The sequence below is a fragment of the Streptomyces sp. NPDC058579 genome, assembly GCF_042718575.1.
GTDB lineage: Bacteria > Actinomycetota > Actinomycetes > Streptomycetales > Streptomycetaceae > Streptomyces.
In genome coordinates this window covers 17,399-31,079 of sequence record NZ_JBHXPI010000002.1, presented here as the reverse complement: position 1 = coordinate 31,079, position 13,681 = coordinate 17,399, and the positions used below count along the sequence as shown (strand labels likewise).

At 70.0% G+C, this 13,681-nt stretch carries 10 protein-coding genes; 3 read left to right on the top strand and 7 right to left on the bottom strand.

Going from position 1 to position 13,681, the window contains the following annotated elements; all coding sequences use genetic code 11:
• Positions 1–142: 142 nt before the first annotated feature.
• Positions 143–1,414, bottom strand: coding sequence for an ABC transporter substrate-binding protein (locus ACFWRO_RS03260; protein WP_384503809.1), 1,272 nt, complete (start codon positions 1,412–1,414; stop codon positions 143–145).
• A 162-nt stretch (positions 1,415–1,576) separates the two neighbouring features.
• Here ACFWRO_RS03260 and ACFWRO_RS03255 point away from each other — a divergent pair, with 162 nt between their 5' ends.
• Genes ACFWRO_RS03255 through ACFWRO_RS03245 form a run of 3 tightly spaced genes read left to right on the top strand, consistent with a single transcriptional unit; the run spans position 1,577 to position 5,234 of the window.
• A complete protein-coding gene (locus ACFWRO_RS03255; RefSeq protein ID WP_384503807.1) occupies positions 1,577–2,083 on the top strand; it encodes a PadR family transcriptional regulator in 507 nt (168 codons plus the stop codon).
• Positions 2,080–2,847, top strand: coding sequence for an ABC transporter ATP-binding protein (locus ACFWRO_RS03250; RefSeq protein ID WP_384503805.1), 768 nt, complete (start codon positions 2,080–2,082; stop codon positions 2,845–2,847). The genes ACFWRO_RS03255 and ACFWRO_RS03250 overlap by 4 nt, the downstream gene beginning before the upstream one ends.
• 11 nt (positions 2,848–2,858) lie before the next feature.
• Complete coding sequence (locus ACFWRO_RS03245; RefSeq protein ID WP_384503803.1) at positions 2,859–5,234, top strand: FtsX-like permease family protein; 2,376 nt, start codon at positions 2,859–2,861, stop codon at positions 5,232–5,234.
• 344 nt (positions 5,235–5,578) lie between these two features.
• On the opposite strand, the gene ACFWRO_RS03240 is transcribed toward ACFWRO_RS03245, so the two are convergent.
• The 6 genes from ACFWRO_RS03240 to ACFWRO_RS03215 all read right to left on the bottom strand — a co-directional run bounded on the left by ACFWRO_RS03240 (position 5,579) and on the right by ACFWRO_RS03215 (position 13,145).
• The gene (locus ACFWRO_RS03240; protein ID WP_384503801.1) at positions 5,579–7,762 is read right to left on the bottom strand and encodes a hypothetical protein; all 2,184 of its coding nucleotides are present in this window, start codon (positions 7,760–7,762) and stop codon (positions 5,579–5,581) included.
• Positions 7,759–8,829, bottom strand: coding sequence for a hypothetical protein (locus ACFWRO_RS03235; protein ID WP_384503799.1), 1,071 nt, complete (start codon positions 8,827–8,829; stop codon positions 7,759–7,761). The genes ACFWRO_RS03240 and ACFWRO_RS03235 overlap by 4 nt, the downstream gene beginning before the upstream one ends.
• 14 nt (positions 8,830–8,843) lie before the next feature.
• Complete coding sequence (locus ACFWRO_RS03230; RefSeq protein ID WP_384503797.1) at positions 8,844–10,136, bottom strand: hypothetical protein; 1,293 nt, start codon at positions 10,134–10,136, stop codon at positions 8,844–8,846.
• A gap of 11 nt (positions 10,137–10,147) precedes the next feature.
• A complete protein-coding gene (locus tag ACFWRO_RS03225) occupies positions 10,148–10,423 on the bottom strand; it encodes a hypothetical protein (RefSeq protein WP_384503795.1) in 276 nt (91 codons plus the stop codon).
• The gene (locus tag ACFWRO_RS03220) at positions 10,423–11,403 is read right to left on the bottom strand and encodes an NlpC/P60 family protein (RefSeq protein ID WP_384503793.1); all 981 of its coding nucleotides are present in this window, start codon (positions 11,401–11,403) and stop codon (positions 10,423–10,425) included. The genes ACFWRO_RS03225 and ACFWRO_RS03220 overlap by 1 nt, the downstream gene beginning before the upstream one ends.
• 143 nt (positions 11,404–11,546) lie before the next feature.
• Positions 11,547–13,145 carry an FtsK/SpoIIIE domain-containing protein gene (locus ACFWRO_RS03215; RefSeq protein ID WP_384503792.1) on the bottom strand — a complete coding sequence of 533 codons (1,599 nt, stop codon included), beginning with the start codon at positions 13,143–13,145 and terminating at the stop codon, positions 11,547–11,549.
• Between the last annotated feature and the right edge of the window lie 536 nt (positions 13,146–13,681).

Sequence of the window (13,681 nt, the reverse complement as noted above, 5' to 3'; positions counted from 1 at the left end):
TGTCAACGACGCTGCAGAACTTGCTTGTGAAGATGGCTGTTTGGGCAGACTGTTTGAACCATGAGGTAGGACAAAGGGGAAGGCCACTACCCAACATGCAGGTAGTGGCCCAGGGAGGAGTGCGGAAGTCGGCGCAGGAGCCTCACGAGCCGCCGGAGATGGCGCCCAGCTCGCGCGTCAGTCGCCGCACGGCTTCCTCGGGGGTCTCGCGGAGCGCCAGCACGTCCTGGCCGACCGCCTGGACGACCAGGCTCACCTGGTCGTACCGCGCGCTCTTGGGGCGGGGCACGGCCGCGAGCACGCTCTGCCGGAGGATCGGGAGGTACGGATGGGAGGCGACGAGGGACGGGTCGTCGTAGAGCGAGACCCTCACCGGCGGCAGAGCGCCCCGCGTGAGCACCTGGCGCTGCACCCGCTCGCTCGTCAGGTACGCGAGGAAGTCGGCGGCCGTGGCGGCGCTCTTCGAGCGGGCCGACACGGCGAGGTTCGATCCGCCGAGCACGCTCGTGCCCGGCCCGTCGAGACCGGGCAGCGGCACGGCGCCGAAGCGCCCCGCGACCTTCGATCCGGGGCCGTTCGCGTCCGAGTAGACGTACGGCCAGTTCCGCAGGAACAGGAGCCGGCCCTCCTCGAAGGCGGCCCGGGACTCCTCCTCCTTGTACCGCAGGGCCTCGGCGGGGATCCAGCCCTCGCGCAGCCCGTCCGCGAGGAACCCGAGGCCCGCCCGCGCCGCGTCCGAGTCGACCGCGACCCGCGTGCCGTCGTCGCGCAGGACGGTCCCGCCCGCGGACTGGATCGCCTCGGTCACGTTCACCGTCAGCCCCTCGTAGGGCAGGAACTGCCCCGCGTACCCCTCCAGGCCGTGCCGCGGCGCGAGCGTGCGCGCCTGGCGGGCCAGCTCGGCCCAGGTCGTCGGCGGCTTTTCGCCGGCCGCGTCCAGAATGTCCTTGCGGTAGTACAGCAGCCCGGCGTTGGTCACGTACGGGACTGCGTAGAGCCGCCCGTCGAAGGTGGCCGTGTCGACCACGGGACGCAGGAAGGCGTCCAGTTCGAACCGGTCGCGGTCCAGCGGGCTGATCAGCCCCGCCGCGGCGAACTCCGAGGTCCAGGCCACGTCGAGGTTGAGCACGTCGAAGCGGCTGCTGCCGGAGCGGAGTTCGCTGAGCATCTGCGCCCGGGTCTCGTCCGCCGAGTCCGGCAGTTCGACGAGGGTGACCCGCTCGCCCGGATGCTCCCGGTTCCAGTCGTCGACCAGCGGCCCGAGGTAGTGGGTGAGGTCGCCCGCCGTGACGAACGTCAGCGGACCACGGCCCCCGGCCGCCGGCTCACCGGCACCCTGCGCGACGCCGGTGTACCCGGCCAGCACGATCGCCGCCGCGAGAATCCCCCTCCGTACGGCCCGCATCCACCGCATGGGCTCCTCCTGCACGTGGTCCCGGACGCGACGGGGACCATCGTGGCATATGTCGAGCCCGGCGAATCGGGGATACTGGGCCCCCAGATCACTTGGCCGTCACCTGGTACACCGGTCACAGCTCCGGCATCGGGTTCCGGAACGACACAGAAGGGGGAGCGTGTGCGGCAGCAGTTGCTGGCACTCCTCACCCGGGGTCCCGCCCACGGTTACGAGCTCAAGCAGGGCCTTGAACAACTCCTCGGCTCCGCATACCCTCAGCCGAACGTCGGCCAGGTCTACGTGACCCTCGGGCGGCTGGAGAAGAGCGGTCTGATCAAGGGTGAGGATGTCGAACAGTCCGGTCGCCCCAACAAGCGGACGTACGAGCTGACGGACGCGGGGCGCGACGCCGTCTCCGCGTGGTTCGAGGAGACCGCCGACGAACCGAGGGTGCGCGACGAGTTCTTCATGAAGCTCGCGCTCGCCCCGCTGTCGGGACTCGCCGACCCGGTCACCTTGATCAACAAGCAGCGGCGCCAACACCTGAACACCATGCGCACCCTCTCCAAGCTCGCCGCCACGGAGGACCGCGGCAACAAGATCGCCCAACTCCTGATCGAGGGAGCCATGCTGCACCTGCAGGCCGACCTCGACTGGCTGGAGCGCTGTCAGGAGGAGCTGGAATGAGCGGAGGTCCCGTCGCGGCGCCCCCACAGGAGACGATCGTCCACGCCGAGGGTCTGACCAAGACCCATCACGGCGACAGCGCCCCTGTCCAGGCGGTACGAGGCGTGGACCTGACCGTGCGGCCGGGCGAGTTCGTCGCGATCACCGGCCCGTCCGGGGCCGGGAAGTCCACCCTGCTGCATCTCGTCGGCGGTCTCGAACGGCCGGACAGCGGGCGCCTGTGGCTGGACGGAGAGCAGGTCGACGGCTACTCCGAGGCCCGCTGGGCGATGCTGCGGCGCCGCCACATCGGCATCGTCTTCCAGTTCTTCAACCTGGTCTCCAACCTCACCGTCGCCGACAACATCGAACTGCCGGCGCTCCTCGCCGGGGTCTCCCCCAAGTCGGCGCGGAAGAGCAGAGCGGAACTCCTCGAAGAGCTGGGGCTCGAAGGCCGCGAGCGATCGATGCCGGGAGAGCTCTCCGGCGGCGAACAGCAGCGGGTCGCGCTCGCCCGCGCCCTGGTCAACAACCCCGCGCTGCTGCTCGCCGACGAGCCCGCGGGAAGCCTCGACAGCAAGGGCACCCGCGACGTCGCGCGGCTGCTCTCCCGCTTCCACCAGCGCGGGCAGTCCATCCTCATGGTCACCCACGACGCCCGGATGGCCAGCGCCGCCGACCGGGTCATCAGCTTCTTCGACGGCCAGGTCGCCGACGACGCGGCCCTCGGCGACGGCGGCACCGCACGGCCGGGAGTCTCCGGCGTGCTCGAACTGCGAGACTGAGGCGGTGCGTCGTGCGGGCCATTCTGCGGTGGGCTCACTCCGACCTGCGCGCCCATCGCGGCGAAGCCCTGTTCGTGGTGCTCGCCAGCGCCGGCGTGATCGCCTCGCTCCTGCTGTCCGGAGCGCTCCTCAGCTACGCCGTCAACCCCTGGCAGCGGGTGTTCAACCAGTCCGAGGGCGCGCACATCTGGCTGCACACCCGGGGTGACCTCGACGCCTCCTCGGTCGCCTCGCTCGCCTCCCTCGACGAGGTCGCCGGGGTCTCCGGCCCCTTCCGTACGACCGAGGCCACCGTCGAGGTGGCCGGCGCGCGGGCGCGGGTCGTCCTGCGGGGCACGGGACCGCAGCCGCCCACGGTGGCCCGCCCCCTCATCACCGAGGGAGGCTGGCTGGAGTCGGCGCCCACCGGCGGCGGCCCGGGCGAGATCGTCCTGGAGAGCGCGCTCGCGCGGGCCCTGTGGGCCGATCCCGGCGAGACGGTGACGGTCACCGGCGCGAACGGCGCACCGCTCGCCCTGCGCGTCGCGGGCATCGCGGAGAGCGCCGAACCCCTCTACCGGACCGGCCAGGGAGCGGGCGTGGCCTGGGTGCTGCCGGGGTCGCTCGACCGCGTGGCATCGACCGGTACGGGTACGGGTATGGCTACGGGCCAGGTGGCCTCGGCCGGTACGGGGCAGAGCGTCGGGCTGCGGCTCAAGGACCCGGACGACACCGACTACGTCGTCCAGCGGGCCGTGACCCTGCTGGGCGCCCACCGGGTCGACCGGGTGACGAACTGGCAGGAGGCCAAGGCCGATGTGGGCGGCGACGACCGGATGCTCGGCCAGATGTTCGCCGCCTTCGGCCTGGCCGCCCTCTTCGCGGCGGCGGTCGCCATCTCCGGCGCGGTCAGGGCGCGTGTGCGGGGCCAGCTCAAGGACATCGCGGTCCTGAAGGCCATCGGTTTCACGCCCGGCCAGGTGACGCGGGGGTTCCTCGTCCAGCACCTGGGCTTCGCGGTCCTCGGCGCCGGGCTCGGCACGGTGGCGACCCTGACGCTCGGCCGCTGGATACCGGGCCGGATCGGCGAGGCCGTGGTCCTCTGGCCGGAGCTGCCGGGACACCGGGCGATCGTCGCCGGTCTGCCCGTCGCCGCGGTCCTCCTCATCGGCACGGCCACCGGGCTCGCCGCCTGGCGGGCCGGCCGCGTACCGCCCGTACCCGCCGCCAGGTCGGCGCTCCTCACCGCCGCCCCGCTCACCCGCCTCGGCCGCCGCGCCATCGCCCTGCGCCTGTCACCGGCCCTGGTCCTCGGCTGGCGCTCCGCGTTCTCCGGCCGCGGCCGGAGCCTGGTGCCGATATCCCGGCTCGCTCTCCCCGTCGCCCTGATGACCGTGGCCCTCGTCGCCTGGTCGACCCTTGACCAGTTCGGCAGCGACCCCGCCCGGATGGGCCGCGCCGCCGCCCTGACCGTACGCGCCGAGGAGCCGGGTCCGGCCGACGACCCGGCGCTCGCACGGGCCCTCGCCTCGGTCCCTGGCGTCGAAGACAGCTTCCCCGGCGCGGAGTTCGTCGCGCTCGTCCCCGGCCAGACCGGGACGATCACCCTGCGCGGCCTGGGCAGCCAGGCCCGACCGTACCCGCACAGCGTCGTCGAGGGCCGGGCGCCGACAGGACCGGACGAGGCGGTCGCCGGACAGGGACTGCTCGACCTGCTCGGCGTAGGGGTCGGGGAGTGGGTCCGGATGACGGTCGAGGGCCGCCCGCAGATCCTGCACGTCGTGGGCCGCAGCGTCGAACCCGAGCAGGGCGGCCGGGTCATCTCCACCTCGCTCGACAGCCTCAGGAACGGCGACCCGGCGATGAAGGCCCGCTTCCACTCCCTCGTCCTGCGCCCGGGGGCCGACCCGAGGGAGGTGGCGGCCGCCGTCTCCGGTGCGGTCGACGGCGCCCTGGAGATACGGGAGACCCCCACCCCCGCCGACCGGCTCGACACCCCGCGCGGAGTCATCGCGGCGCTCATCGCCGTCCTCGGCTTCATCGCCCTCGTCGAGCTGCTCACGCTGATCAGTTCCGGCGTACGAGCCCGGGTCCGCGACCTCCTCGCGATGAAGGCCATCGGCCTCACCCCCCGCCAGATCGGCGCCGTCATCGTCACGGCGGCGGCCCTCACCACCCTGGTCGCCGCCCTCCTAGGCACCGTGGCCGGAGCGGCGCTCGGGCGGTGGCTGGTCGACGCAGAGGGCCGCTCCAGCGGCATCGGCTCGGGCATCGCCCACGTACCCTCGCCGCTCGTCCTGGCGACCCTGGTCGCCGCAGCGACCGCGGTCGGCGCCGCGGCCGCGCTGGCGCCCGCCGTGAAGACGGCCCGCCGCCGCCTCATCGACTCGGCGAGCGAGACGCTGTAGGGGATCTCGTCGGGTGCACGGCGATGGTGTCGGCTCCCCACCTCACCGTTCTCCCGCACTCAAGGCCGCGTTCTGCGAGGTGCGGACCGAGCGTCCCCATACCGAGCCCCCGTGCGGTGGCCGACGTCAGTAGTGGCGGGCGAGGCACAGATGTCGTTGGCCTAAGGTCTGGCCGTACGATCACGACGCCCGCTTCTCAACCATCGTCCGTGTCCAGGTTGCAGAGTATTGGCCCGCCCGCCGATCCTTCTCGTCCCAGTCGACAGCAACCCCCTCCCCAACCCGGCGAAGCCACCAGCCACGATCACCGTGCCTCGCTGTTCGCGGGCGGGCGATGCCTCGATTCAGGAGGCGAGTTCGTCCCCCGTTGCCGCGTCAAAGGCGACACCCGTCGGAGAGAGTCGGATCTCGCGCGTCGGTGTGTGCGCCCCTTGCGTCCAGGCCTTGCCGCCGATGGTCACCTTCACGGTGACGTCGGCGTATCGGTCCCTGACGGGCAGGGAGATCTCGGGGGTCGCCAGGTGATACCCCTTCTTCACACTCTCGGCGCTCTCCCCCGCGCTCTCGATCCGCAGGTACGTCGCGTTGGGGTCCATGTAGCTGCGCAGTTCCAGGGTGACGGCGTCCCCGGCCCGGTTCCACTCAGCTTCCAACCCTGCGCTGACACCGGCCATCTGAAGATCCGCTGACGCCCGGCCCTTGTAGGCGGCCGCCCTCTGCATTTGTTCCTGCGCGGCCTGGTCGTCGTGCTTCTTCTGCCACACACCACCCGTGGCGAGGATCAGAACCACAATCGCGGCGGCGTAGGGCCACAGGCGCCTGCGCTTGAGCGGGGCAGGCTGCTCGACGAGCGCCGGGTCCGCACCTGGCGGTGGCGGTGGCGGCCCCTCGCTGTACCAGTTCGGCTCAGTACTGCTGGTCCACACGTCGTTGTTGCCACCCATGCGGGCGACGGTAGCGCGCAGTTGCGCGGCCTGAGAGGGGTTTCCGGCAAGGACGGCCACCCGTGCTCGCGTCATCAGCCACGCGATCGCCTGGGGCGAGTCGATGCCGTGGGCGGTGATGTCCCCGCGCTCCCCGATCGCAGCTATGTCGGCGGCCTCGCTGTAACGGCCCTCGGCGGCGGCATGGAGCACCAGCGCGTGCTGGTGGTCGGGCTGGAATCCGGGCACCGGGGCGGCCTGGGGCTCCGGTTCGGGGTCCGGATGGGGCTTGCCGAACATGTCGCCCAAGGCGGCGTGTTCGCCGTCGCTGGGGCCCTCTTCTCCGTACGCCTCGCCGTCGTCGTACCCGTAGGCCTCCATCTCCGGATCGGAAGCGGTTTCGAGGCCCGGGGTCACCGCGGCGCCAGCGTGTGCTTCCTGTGCCCTGCGTCGGCGGGTGGACGTGTCGGTAAGTCGGATCTCTTCCTGCGCGAGCGTCGTATGCACGACGTCCACGAAGCCGGGGCCGACCTTCCATACGGCCTGTCCCGGTTCCAGCGCCGGGATACGGGCGATGGCCCAGGCGGGGAGTCCGAGGAGTGCTCCGACGGCGGCGGCTTCCTCGGGGCCGAGGCGCCCGATGTGCGCGATCTCGCAGAGTCGCGCGAGGTCCTGGGCGCGGCCGTCGCCGAGGTCGGAGAGCGTGTGCATCACGACGTCGAGCGAGAGCGCGGCCTTGCGGGAGTTCTTCAGGAGTCTCTGGATCAGTTCGGCCGTGGCCGGGGAGAGGAGGATCTGCCACGCCTCTTCGAGGACCAGGTGGCGGTGGACGGCTGTGGACTGCGGCAACCAGACGTGTTCGACCCAGCACGCGATCGCGGCCATCAGGGCGGGGATCGCGGGCGAGTTCCTGTCGAGGCTGGAGAAGTCGAAGGAGACGATGGGCAGGTCGGTCTCGGGCAGGCTCGCGTCCCGTCCGTCGAACAGTCCCCGGAGCGAGCCTTCTGTGTAGCGGGAGAGCGCTATGGCGGCGCCTTCACCCCACTCGGCAAGCTTGGGAGCAGGCCAGCGGCCGGCCTCGGGGCTTACCAGCGCGTCGACCAGGCCGCCGAGCCCGCCGGATTTCGGGTTGTTCAGCGCGTGCTGGAGAGCGTGGGTGGACTGGTGGGTGAGCGCGCTCGGTTCGACGGCCGCGATCAGTGAGCGGACCAGCTGCTCGCGTACTTCAGGTGGGAGTAGCGGCGAGACGGGGTTGAGGGTGAACTCTCCGGCCTTGATGACTTTCCCGCCGAGCGAGCGGGTGAGGAGTGCCCACTCGCCTGCGGGTCCGTCCTCGCCGAAGGAGTCGATCACGACGGCCTGGTGGTCGTGATGCAGGATCTCGCGGCGCAGCCGGGCCTTGGCCGTCGTGGACTTGCCCGAACCCAGTCCGCCCAGCGCGAGCGAGTTCGTGGCGGGCAGAACGGCGGCGTCGACCAGGACCGGGGACAGGTGGAAGGCGCGGCCGTCGGTGAGGGAGCGGCCGATCGGGATGCCGGGGAAGGAGGTGCTGGAGGCGACCAGCGGCGCGGTGATGGCGGCCTGGGTCGCGGGGAGTCGGATCACAGGATGGCTCCCTTCCGGGTGGGTGCGCCGTGCGGGGTGGTCATCAGGTGGGCCCGCGGCTGCTGCCCGGTGAGCCAGTCGAGGCCGATGCGGTGCCGGTCGGCGGCCAGGTCCGCGTCCCATCGGGCGTCCGAGACCGACTCGGCACTGTCCGCCCATACGGTCAGGTAGGCGTCGATGTCGACCAGGCACGCTCCCGCTACCAAGGCGCCGTGTGTCGTGCCGCTGTGTGCCGAGTGCGCGTCCTGCTTGACGGGGTCGGTGGTGAACGCCCCAGCGGCGGCGGCCTGCCAGCGGGCGGAGCGGCGGGACTGAGCGGCTGGGAGCGGCCGGTAGAGCACCGAGAGGGAGCGCTCGGCCTGTTCGCCGAGGAGCAGACGGGGCATCATGTCGCCGCCGGTCTCGGACGGCCACGCGGTGATCCGTGCGGTGGCCGCGTACCGGCCGTCCTCGAACTCGACCCAGCCGGCGGCCCTGTCGGTCAACTCCGGGACGTCGTCGGGAGTCGCGTCCGTGAGCACGCCGAGCGCCGCGAGTTCGCCACCGATCGTGCTCATGACCCGGTCGGGGTAGCCGACCAGCCCCTTGGGGATGTGCACGGTGATCGTCTGCGTGTGGCTGGTGTGCTCGCCCGCCGTGGAGTGGTGGGTGACGTGGAGCTGGATTCCTGCGACACGGGCCTGCCCCGCCGCGAATGTCAGCGCGCGGGCGAACCCGTCGTGGAACGCCTCGCGGGTGAGCGGGTCCTGCATCGTGCCGTGGTGCGGGTAGAGCGTCCACGTCCAGGTGAGGCCCGACGTGGTGGCTAGATCGGGCGTGGAACGCTCGCGCAGGTGCCGTACGCCGACGGTCGCCCACCGCGCGAGGCTGCGGCGCCCGGCTGCGACGTTGAGGAGTAGGGCAGTACCGGCGACCGCGCCGAACGTCCAGATCGGTGGGGGTGTGAGCAGCGCCGATGCCAGCACCGCTCCCCCGGCTCCCGCATTGAGCTTGGTCAGCACGATCTCGGCGGGGCTGAGGCCGCGCTGGAGGGCGGGTACCCGGTAGCCGGGGGACAGAGAGTACACGGGCGGGTCCCTTCCTAGGGGGTGGGCGGTTGCGTCGGCGCGGGGTCCGGGCGGGGACCGGGCGCGGGCGCGGGTGCCGACGCCGGGCGGGTGGGCGGCGGGGCGGGCCTCGCGGCCGGGATTGCGGGCGTCGTGCCCGAGCTGGTCGTCGCCGATTGTTGATGAGCGGCGCGGGCCTCGCGGCGAGCCACGCAGATCTGCGCGGTCCGCTCTGTGGCCGCCTTGGTCTGTTCGATGGCCGACGGGGCGGTGAGCCGTCCCGGCCGTGGTGGTTGCTGGGCCCCGTACGCGGCGAAGAGTCCGTCTGCGTCCTGGGACATGCCCCGGCCCGGTGTGGGCACCACGCGGGGGCCGCGCGGAGTGTTCTCCTGCTCGTAGACGTCGGGGACACCCGCGCGCACGACCGCCCGTATCACCCGGCTGTTCGTCTGCTGCTCCACCAGGGCCCGTGCGGCTCTGGCGAGGCGGGGCCCGATGTAAGGGACGCCGTGGAAGATCATGCGGAGCATGACGACGTCGGCGGCGACCAGCATGACGGCGTCCATGACCAACGAGCCCTTGGCCAGGGCCACGAACGGGCTGACGAGGATCAGCGCGAGGGGCGCGAAGAGCAGCCCCAGCAGCCGGTGTGCCCACCTCTGCAGGGCACTGGTGTCGCCCCCGCGCGCGAGCGAGCCAAGGACCAGCGGCGCGATGCACACGAAGACCAGCACGGCTGGCTGCCGCGTCATGAACACGAGCGCGGCGAACGCGAGGGCCACGACGAGCGCGGAGACGATGATCAGGATCGCGAGTGGGTCCTGCGCGTCCGCTCCGGACGCCATGTCCCGCTTGATGGTCGCGAACAAGGTCATCTCGTTACTGTTCAGCAGCGCCGTGAAGGCTTCGCTGACGGCCTTGTTCAGGAGCGTGACCGTGCCCGGGACCAGGGCCATGCCCGCCACTGCCACCAGCGTCCAGCCGGTGGAGTGGCCCATCTGCCGCAGACGCGGCGCCCCTTGCCACGCCGTCAGGCCACACACCACGACGACGCAGATGAAGACGGCCACGGCCAGGTGCTGGCCGAGCCACAAGAACGGGGCGTACAGGTCGCTGTCGGCCGTCCTGGGTACCCAGGTCTCGCCGGGCGCCACCAGCGCGCTGATGTGCTCGATCAGGTCGCGCGCGAGCTTCTGGACGCCCTCGGCTGCGCCGTCGGTGACCGCGCCCGGAGGGCCGGGAGCGGTGGGCCCGCCCGCGTCCGGGTTGACGCAGTCCTCGTAGACCGGCGTCCCCTTGAGTAGATCGCAGGGGTCTTTCTCGGGCATCCCGAATCAGCTCAGCTCTTGGCGTTGGTCACGGTGGAGAACAGGGTGTCGCCGTACAGGGCCAGGACCACGGCCACGAAGAGCGTGCCGACCGCCATGCTGCCCTTGCGCAGGGCGCCCTTGGGGTCGTTGGAGAGCTGGAGCAGCATCCGTACAGCGATGACCGCGATGACGGCCGCGATGCCCTTGGTGACGAGTCCGCCGCCGGTCAGGCCGATGGTGTCGAAGAAGTCCTGAAATCCCGTGGACAGGTCGGTGGGCGCGGCGAGCTTGCTGGTCTGGGACATCAGATCTCCTTCTTCGGTACGGGGCGCGCGATGGCGTAGAGGTCGGGCAGGGCTTTGATCGGGTCGGTACGGACGTCCGTCCCGGGGCGGGGCGCGTTGATCATCAGGCCATCGCCGATATAGATGCCGACGTGATGGATATTGGCGGCGGCCGTCCCGTAGAAAACCAGGTCTCCCGGCCGAAGGTCACGCGGGCTTACGTGTTCGGATGCGGCGTATTGCTGCGCCGCCGTCCTGGGCAGCGACACACCGGTTTTCGCGTACGCGTAGACGACAAGTCCGGAACAGTCGAACCCACGAATGCCGGCGCCGGACCGTCCGTTGGGCGAACAGCAGAATCCATTCGTCGGGCCACTGGCGTTCCCTCCGCCCCACGAATACGGCAGCCCGATCATTTTCGACGCGGCACCGATGACAACGGCAGCGGTTTTCGAGGAGCCCACCCCGCCGCCGGGCCGGATTGTTGCCTGGATGTTCCGCACATAGTTCTGCGTGTCCGTGTACGGCGGGACTCCCCCATGCTCACGGACTGCCCCGGGCCCGGCGTTGTATGCGGCGAGCATGTTCGATTGCTTGTCTCCGGGAACGTCATCGAGCTCTTTGTAGATTTCACATAGATATTTGGCGGCCGATGGGATCGCGTCCTCGGGATCCCACAGATCGCGTTTCCCGTCCCCGTTTCCGTCGATTCCGCGCTCCTCGAAGGTTCCCGGCCGAAACTGGGCGATTCCCTTGGCCGGTCCCGAGTCGGCCCCCGGATTGAAGGAGGACTCGTGCTGGATCAGCGCGGCCAGGAGATCCGGGGGAACTTCCGGGCAGTAGGTGCCGGCATCCTCGATCAACGCGCGGTACTGGGCGGGGACGTGGACACTGAGAGCCGCCCCCGCCACCCCGTTGCCGCTAGCCGCCTGGGCGAGCGCGGCTAACGCCACGGCGATGGTCGCCCCCAGGCCGATCGTGACGGTTGCGGCACTCCTCATCAGATCCCCCTCTATCTGTCGTTCTAGCTGGTCAGAAACGTCACCCGGCACCGCACCCGCACCGTCACCCCGTAGAGCGGGTGACGGTCGTACGGGCCGGGGTGACGGTCGGGGTGCAGTCGCGGTGCGGTGCCGGCGACGGGTCAGTCACCGGACACGGCGGCGGAGGCAAGATCGGACAGCCTGTACCCGCGGATACCCTTCGCCCCCCGATAGGACGGCACCCCAAGAAGCTTGTTCAGTCGCTTCCCGGTGTCCGTCGGATTTTGTCCGGAGACTCCCAAGGCAGCTGCAAGGTCCGCCGTGAGCATGAAATCAACACTCTGACTCCGCATCAATTCAATTGCCTGAATGAGTGGCGTAGCCGGGGCCTTGCTGAGCAATTCCTGACGGCGATCGAACACGTCGTCCACGACGTTCCAGATGAATTGATCAGCGAAGTTGAAGCCCCGCAGGAGCGTGGAGGTTCCGTTCGCGAACAAGACCGCCTGACCCTTGATGTCCGGGTCGAGCAGAGCGGGATGGATCGGGGCGACAGTCTTGAAATAGGAATCGCCAAGGGCAACTTTCGCACTGCCTTCGGAAGCGACATAGAGACACAGACGGTAGACGAACTGGTCACGCACCTTGACCGGGATCGCGTCATTGGCAGGGCGCTGCGTCATCATGATGACATGAATCAGTGATTCCAGAGACCTCGCGACTAGCGTGCGCGCCTTTTCCTCCACGCGCCGCGCCATTTCTCTAGAAACCTTGCTTCCATCATCGGCAAAGAAATCGGCCGCTTCGTCCACAATGAAGAACACAGGCTTAAAAGTGGGCACCGGCTTCCGGGAACGTACGGATTCCTGAATTCGCACGTAGCGGCTCTCCGCGCGGCCGTTAAGGTCGTCCAGCATGGATTCCATGACGGCCGGATCGTCCGACGCCTCATACCGGACGGCAGTCTTCTCGAACTTTGTCAGCCCGCACAGCTTGCCGTCGAGCAGATACAGCTCGAACTCCTCGTAGCCGATCAGCAGACACGTGATCAGCCCGTTGATCAGCGTGGTCTTGCCCATCTGCGTCATACCGCCGACCAGAAGGGAGGCCTTGTTGAAGCTCGGCACCCCGGCGAGCTGGCCGGTCACGTCATGCCCGAGCGGCACCCCCGCGAAGGCCTCGATCTCCCGGCGCCCCGGAGCGGGGAATGGGCGGCTGAACGGAGGCTCGTCCAGGACCAGGAGCCGCACGCGCCGCTCACTCTGACGGTTCCTCTCCGGCTTCAGATGAAGCCGCGTCACACCGAGCATGGACGCGATCGGCCCGAGTCTCTTCACGACGTCGTCGTACGTGCATGCACCCGGCAGCTCGATGTCATGGACGATGCCGACGCCGGGCACCGGGTCGGTGCGGACATCGGCGGCTCGGATGATCTGCTCCCGCCCGATGGCACCGGCTCGACTCAGTACCACAGTCAGCGGGTGTGCCGACTCCGTCTCGGTGGCACCTCCGTCGGCCGCGTGGAGGCTGCTTGACGGGCCGTGCGGGGAAGGGTTCCCGGCGGCCGTGGAAGATTCCGCGGCGGGCTTGCTGACCCACCAGCGGGTGAGCGCCGCCTTGGCCCTCCAAGCCCCGTAGCCGAGCACTACGAGGGCGCCGGCGGTAAGCAGGACGGTCGCGGGCCACGACAGGCCCAACCGGTCTTTGATCGCGGCCAGGACCCCGGCCGCGACCGCGAGTCCTCCGATGGCGCCGGCCATGCTTCCGTAGACGTCCTCATCTGGCTTTTCCCCCATTAGTCGCCCCTGCTCGGAATCAAGGAGTCGCCGATCATAACGAACATCCTCTTTATTAAAGGGGGTTATTCGGCCCGGGTCCCGCCAACTCGACGCTCCGCTCCCGGCCGGCGGGGGGCTTCACAGCACCACGGCGACCGCGAGGACACCGGCGTGCGCGGCGTGGCGCCCTGGGAGTGGAGGGAGGCCTACGAGCAAGGACCAGGAAGGCTGCTGGCATGGCGTAGTAGGTGCCGCGCCCTTGGGCTTCCCCCGCCAGTCGTGATGCGAAGCAACCTCGAGCAGAACGCACGTTCATGCCATTCGAGCTCGGCGGGAACGACAGTGAGTTCTCGTCAGCTCCGTTGAGGACGGAGCCAAGAGCCCGACTGCCAAATCTCGGATCGAAGCGCCTAGAGCCCCATCCGATGCCAACCGCGCGCCCTGGAGATCCTGTTCACCCCACGGGCTGACACTCCTTCAGCGTAAGATCACAGCCACATGGGTGACCCCGGCGGCGC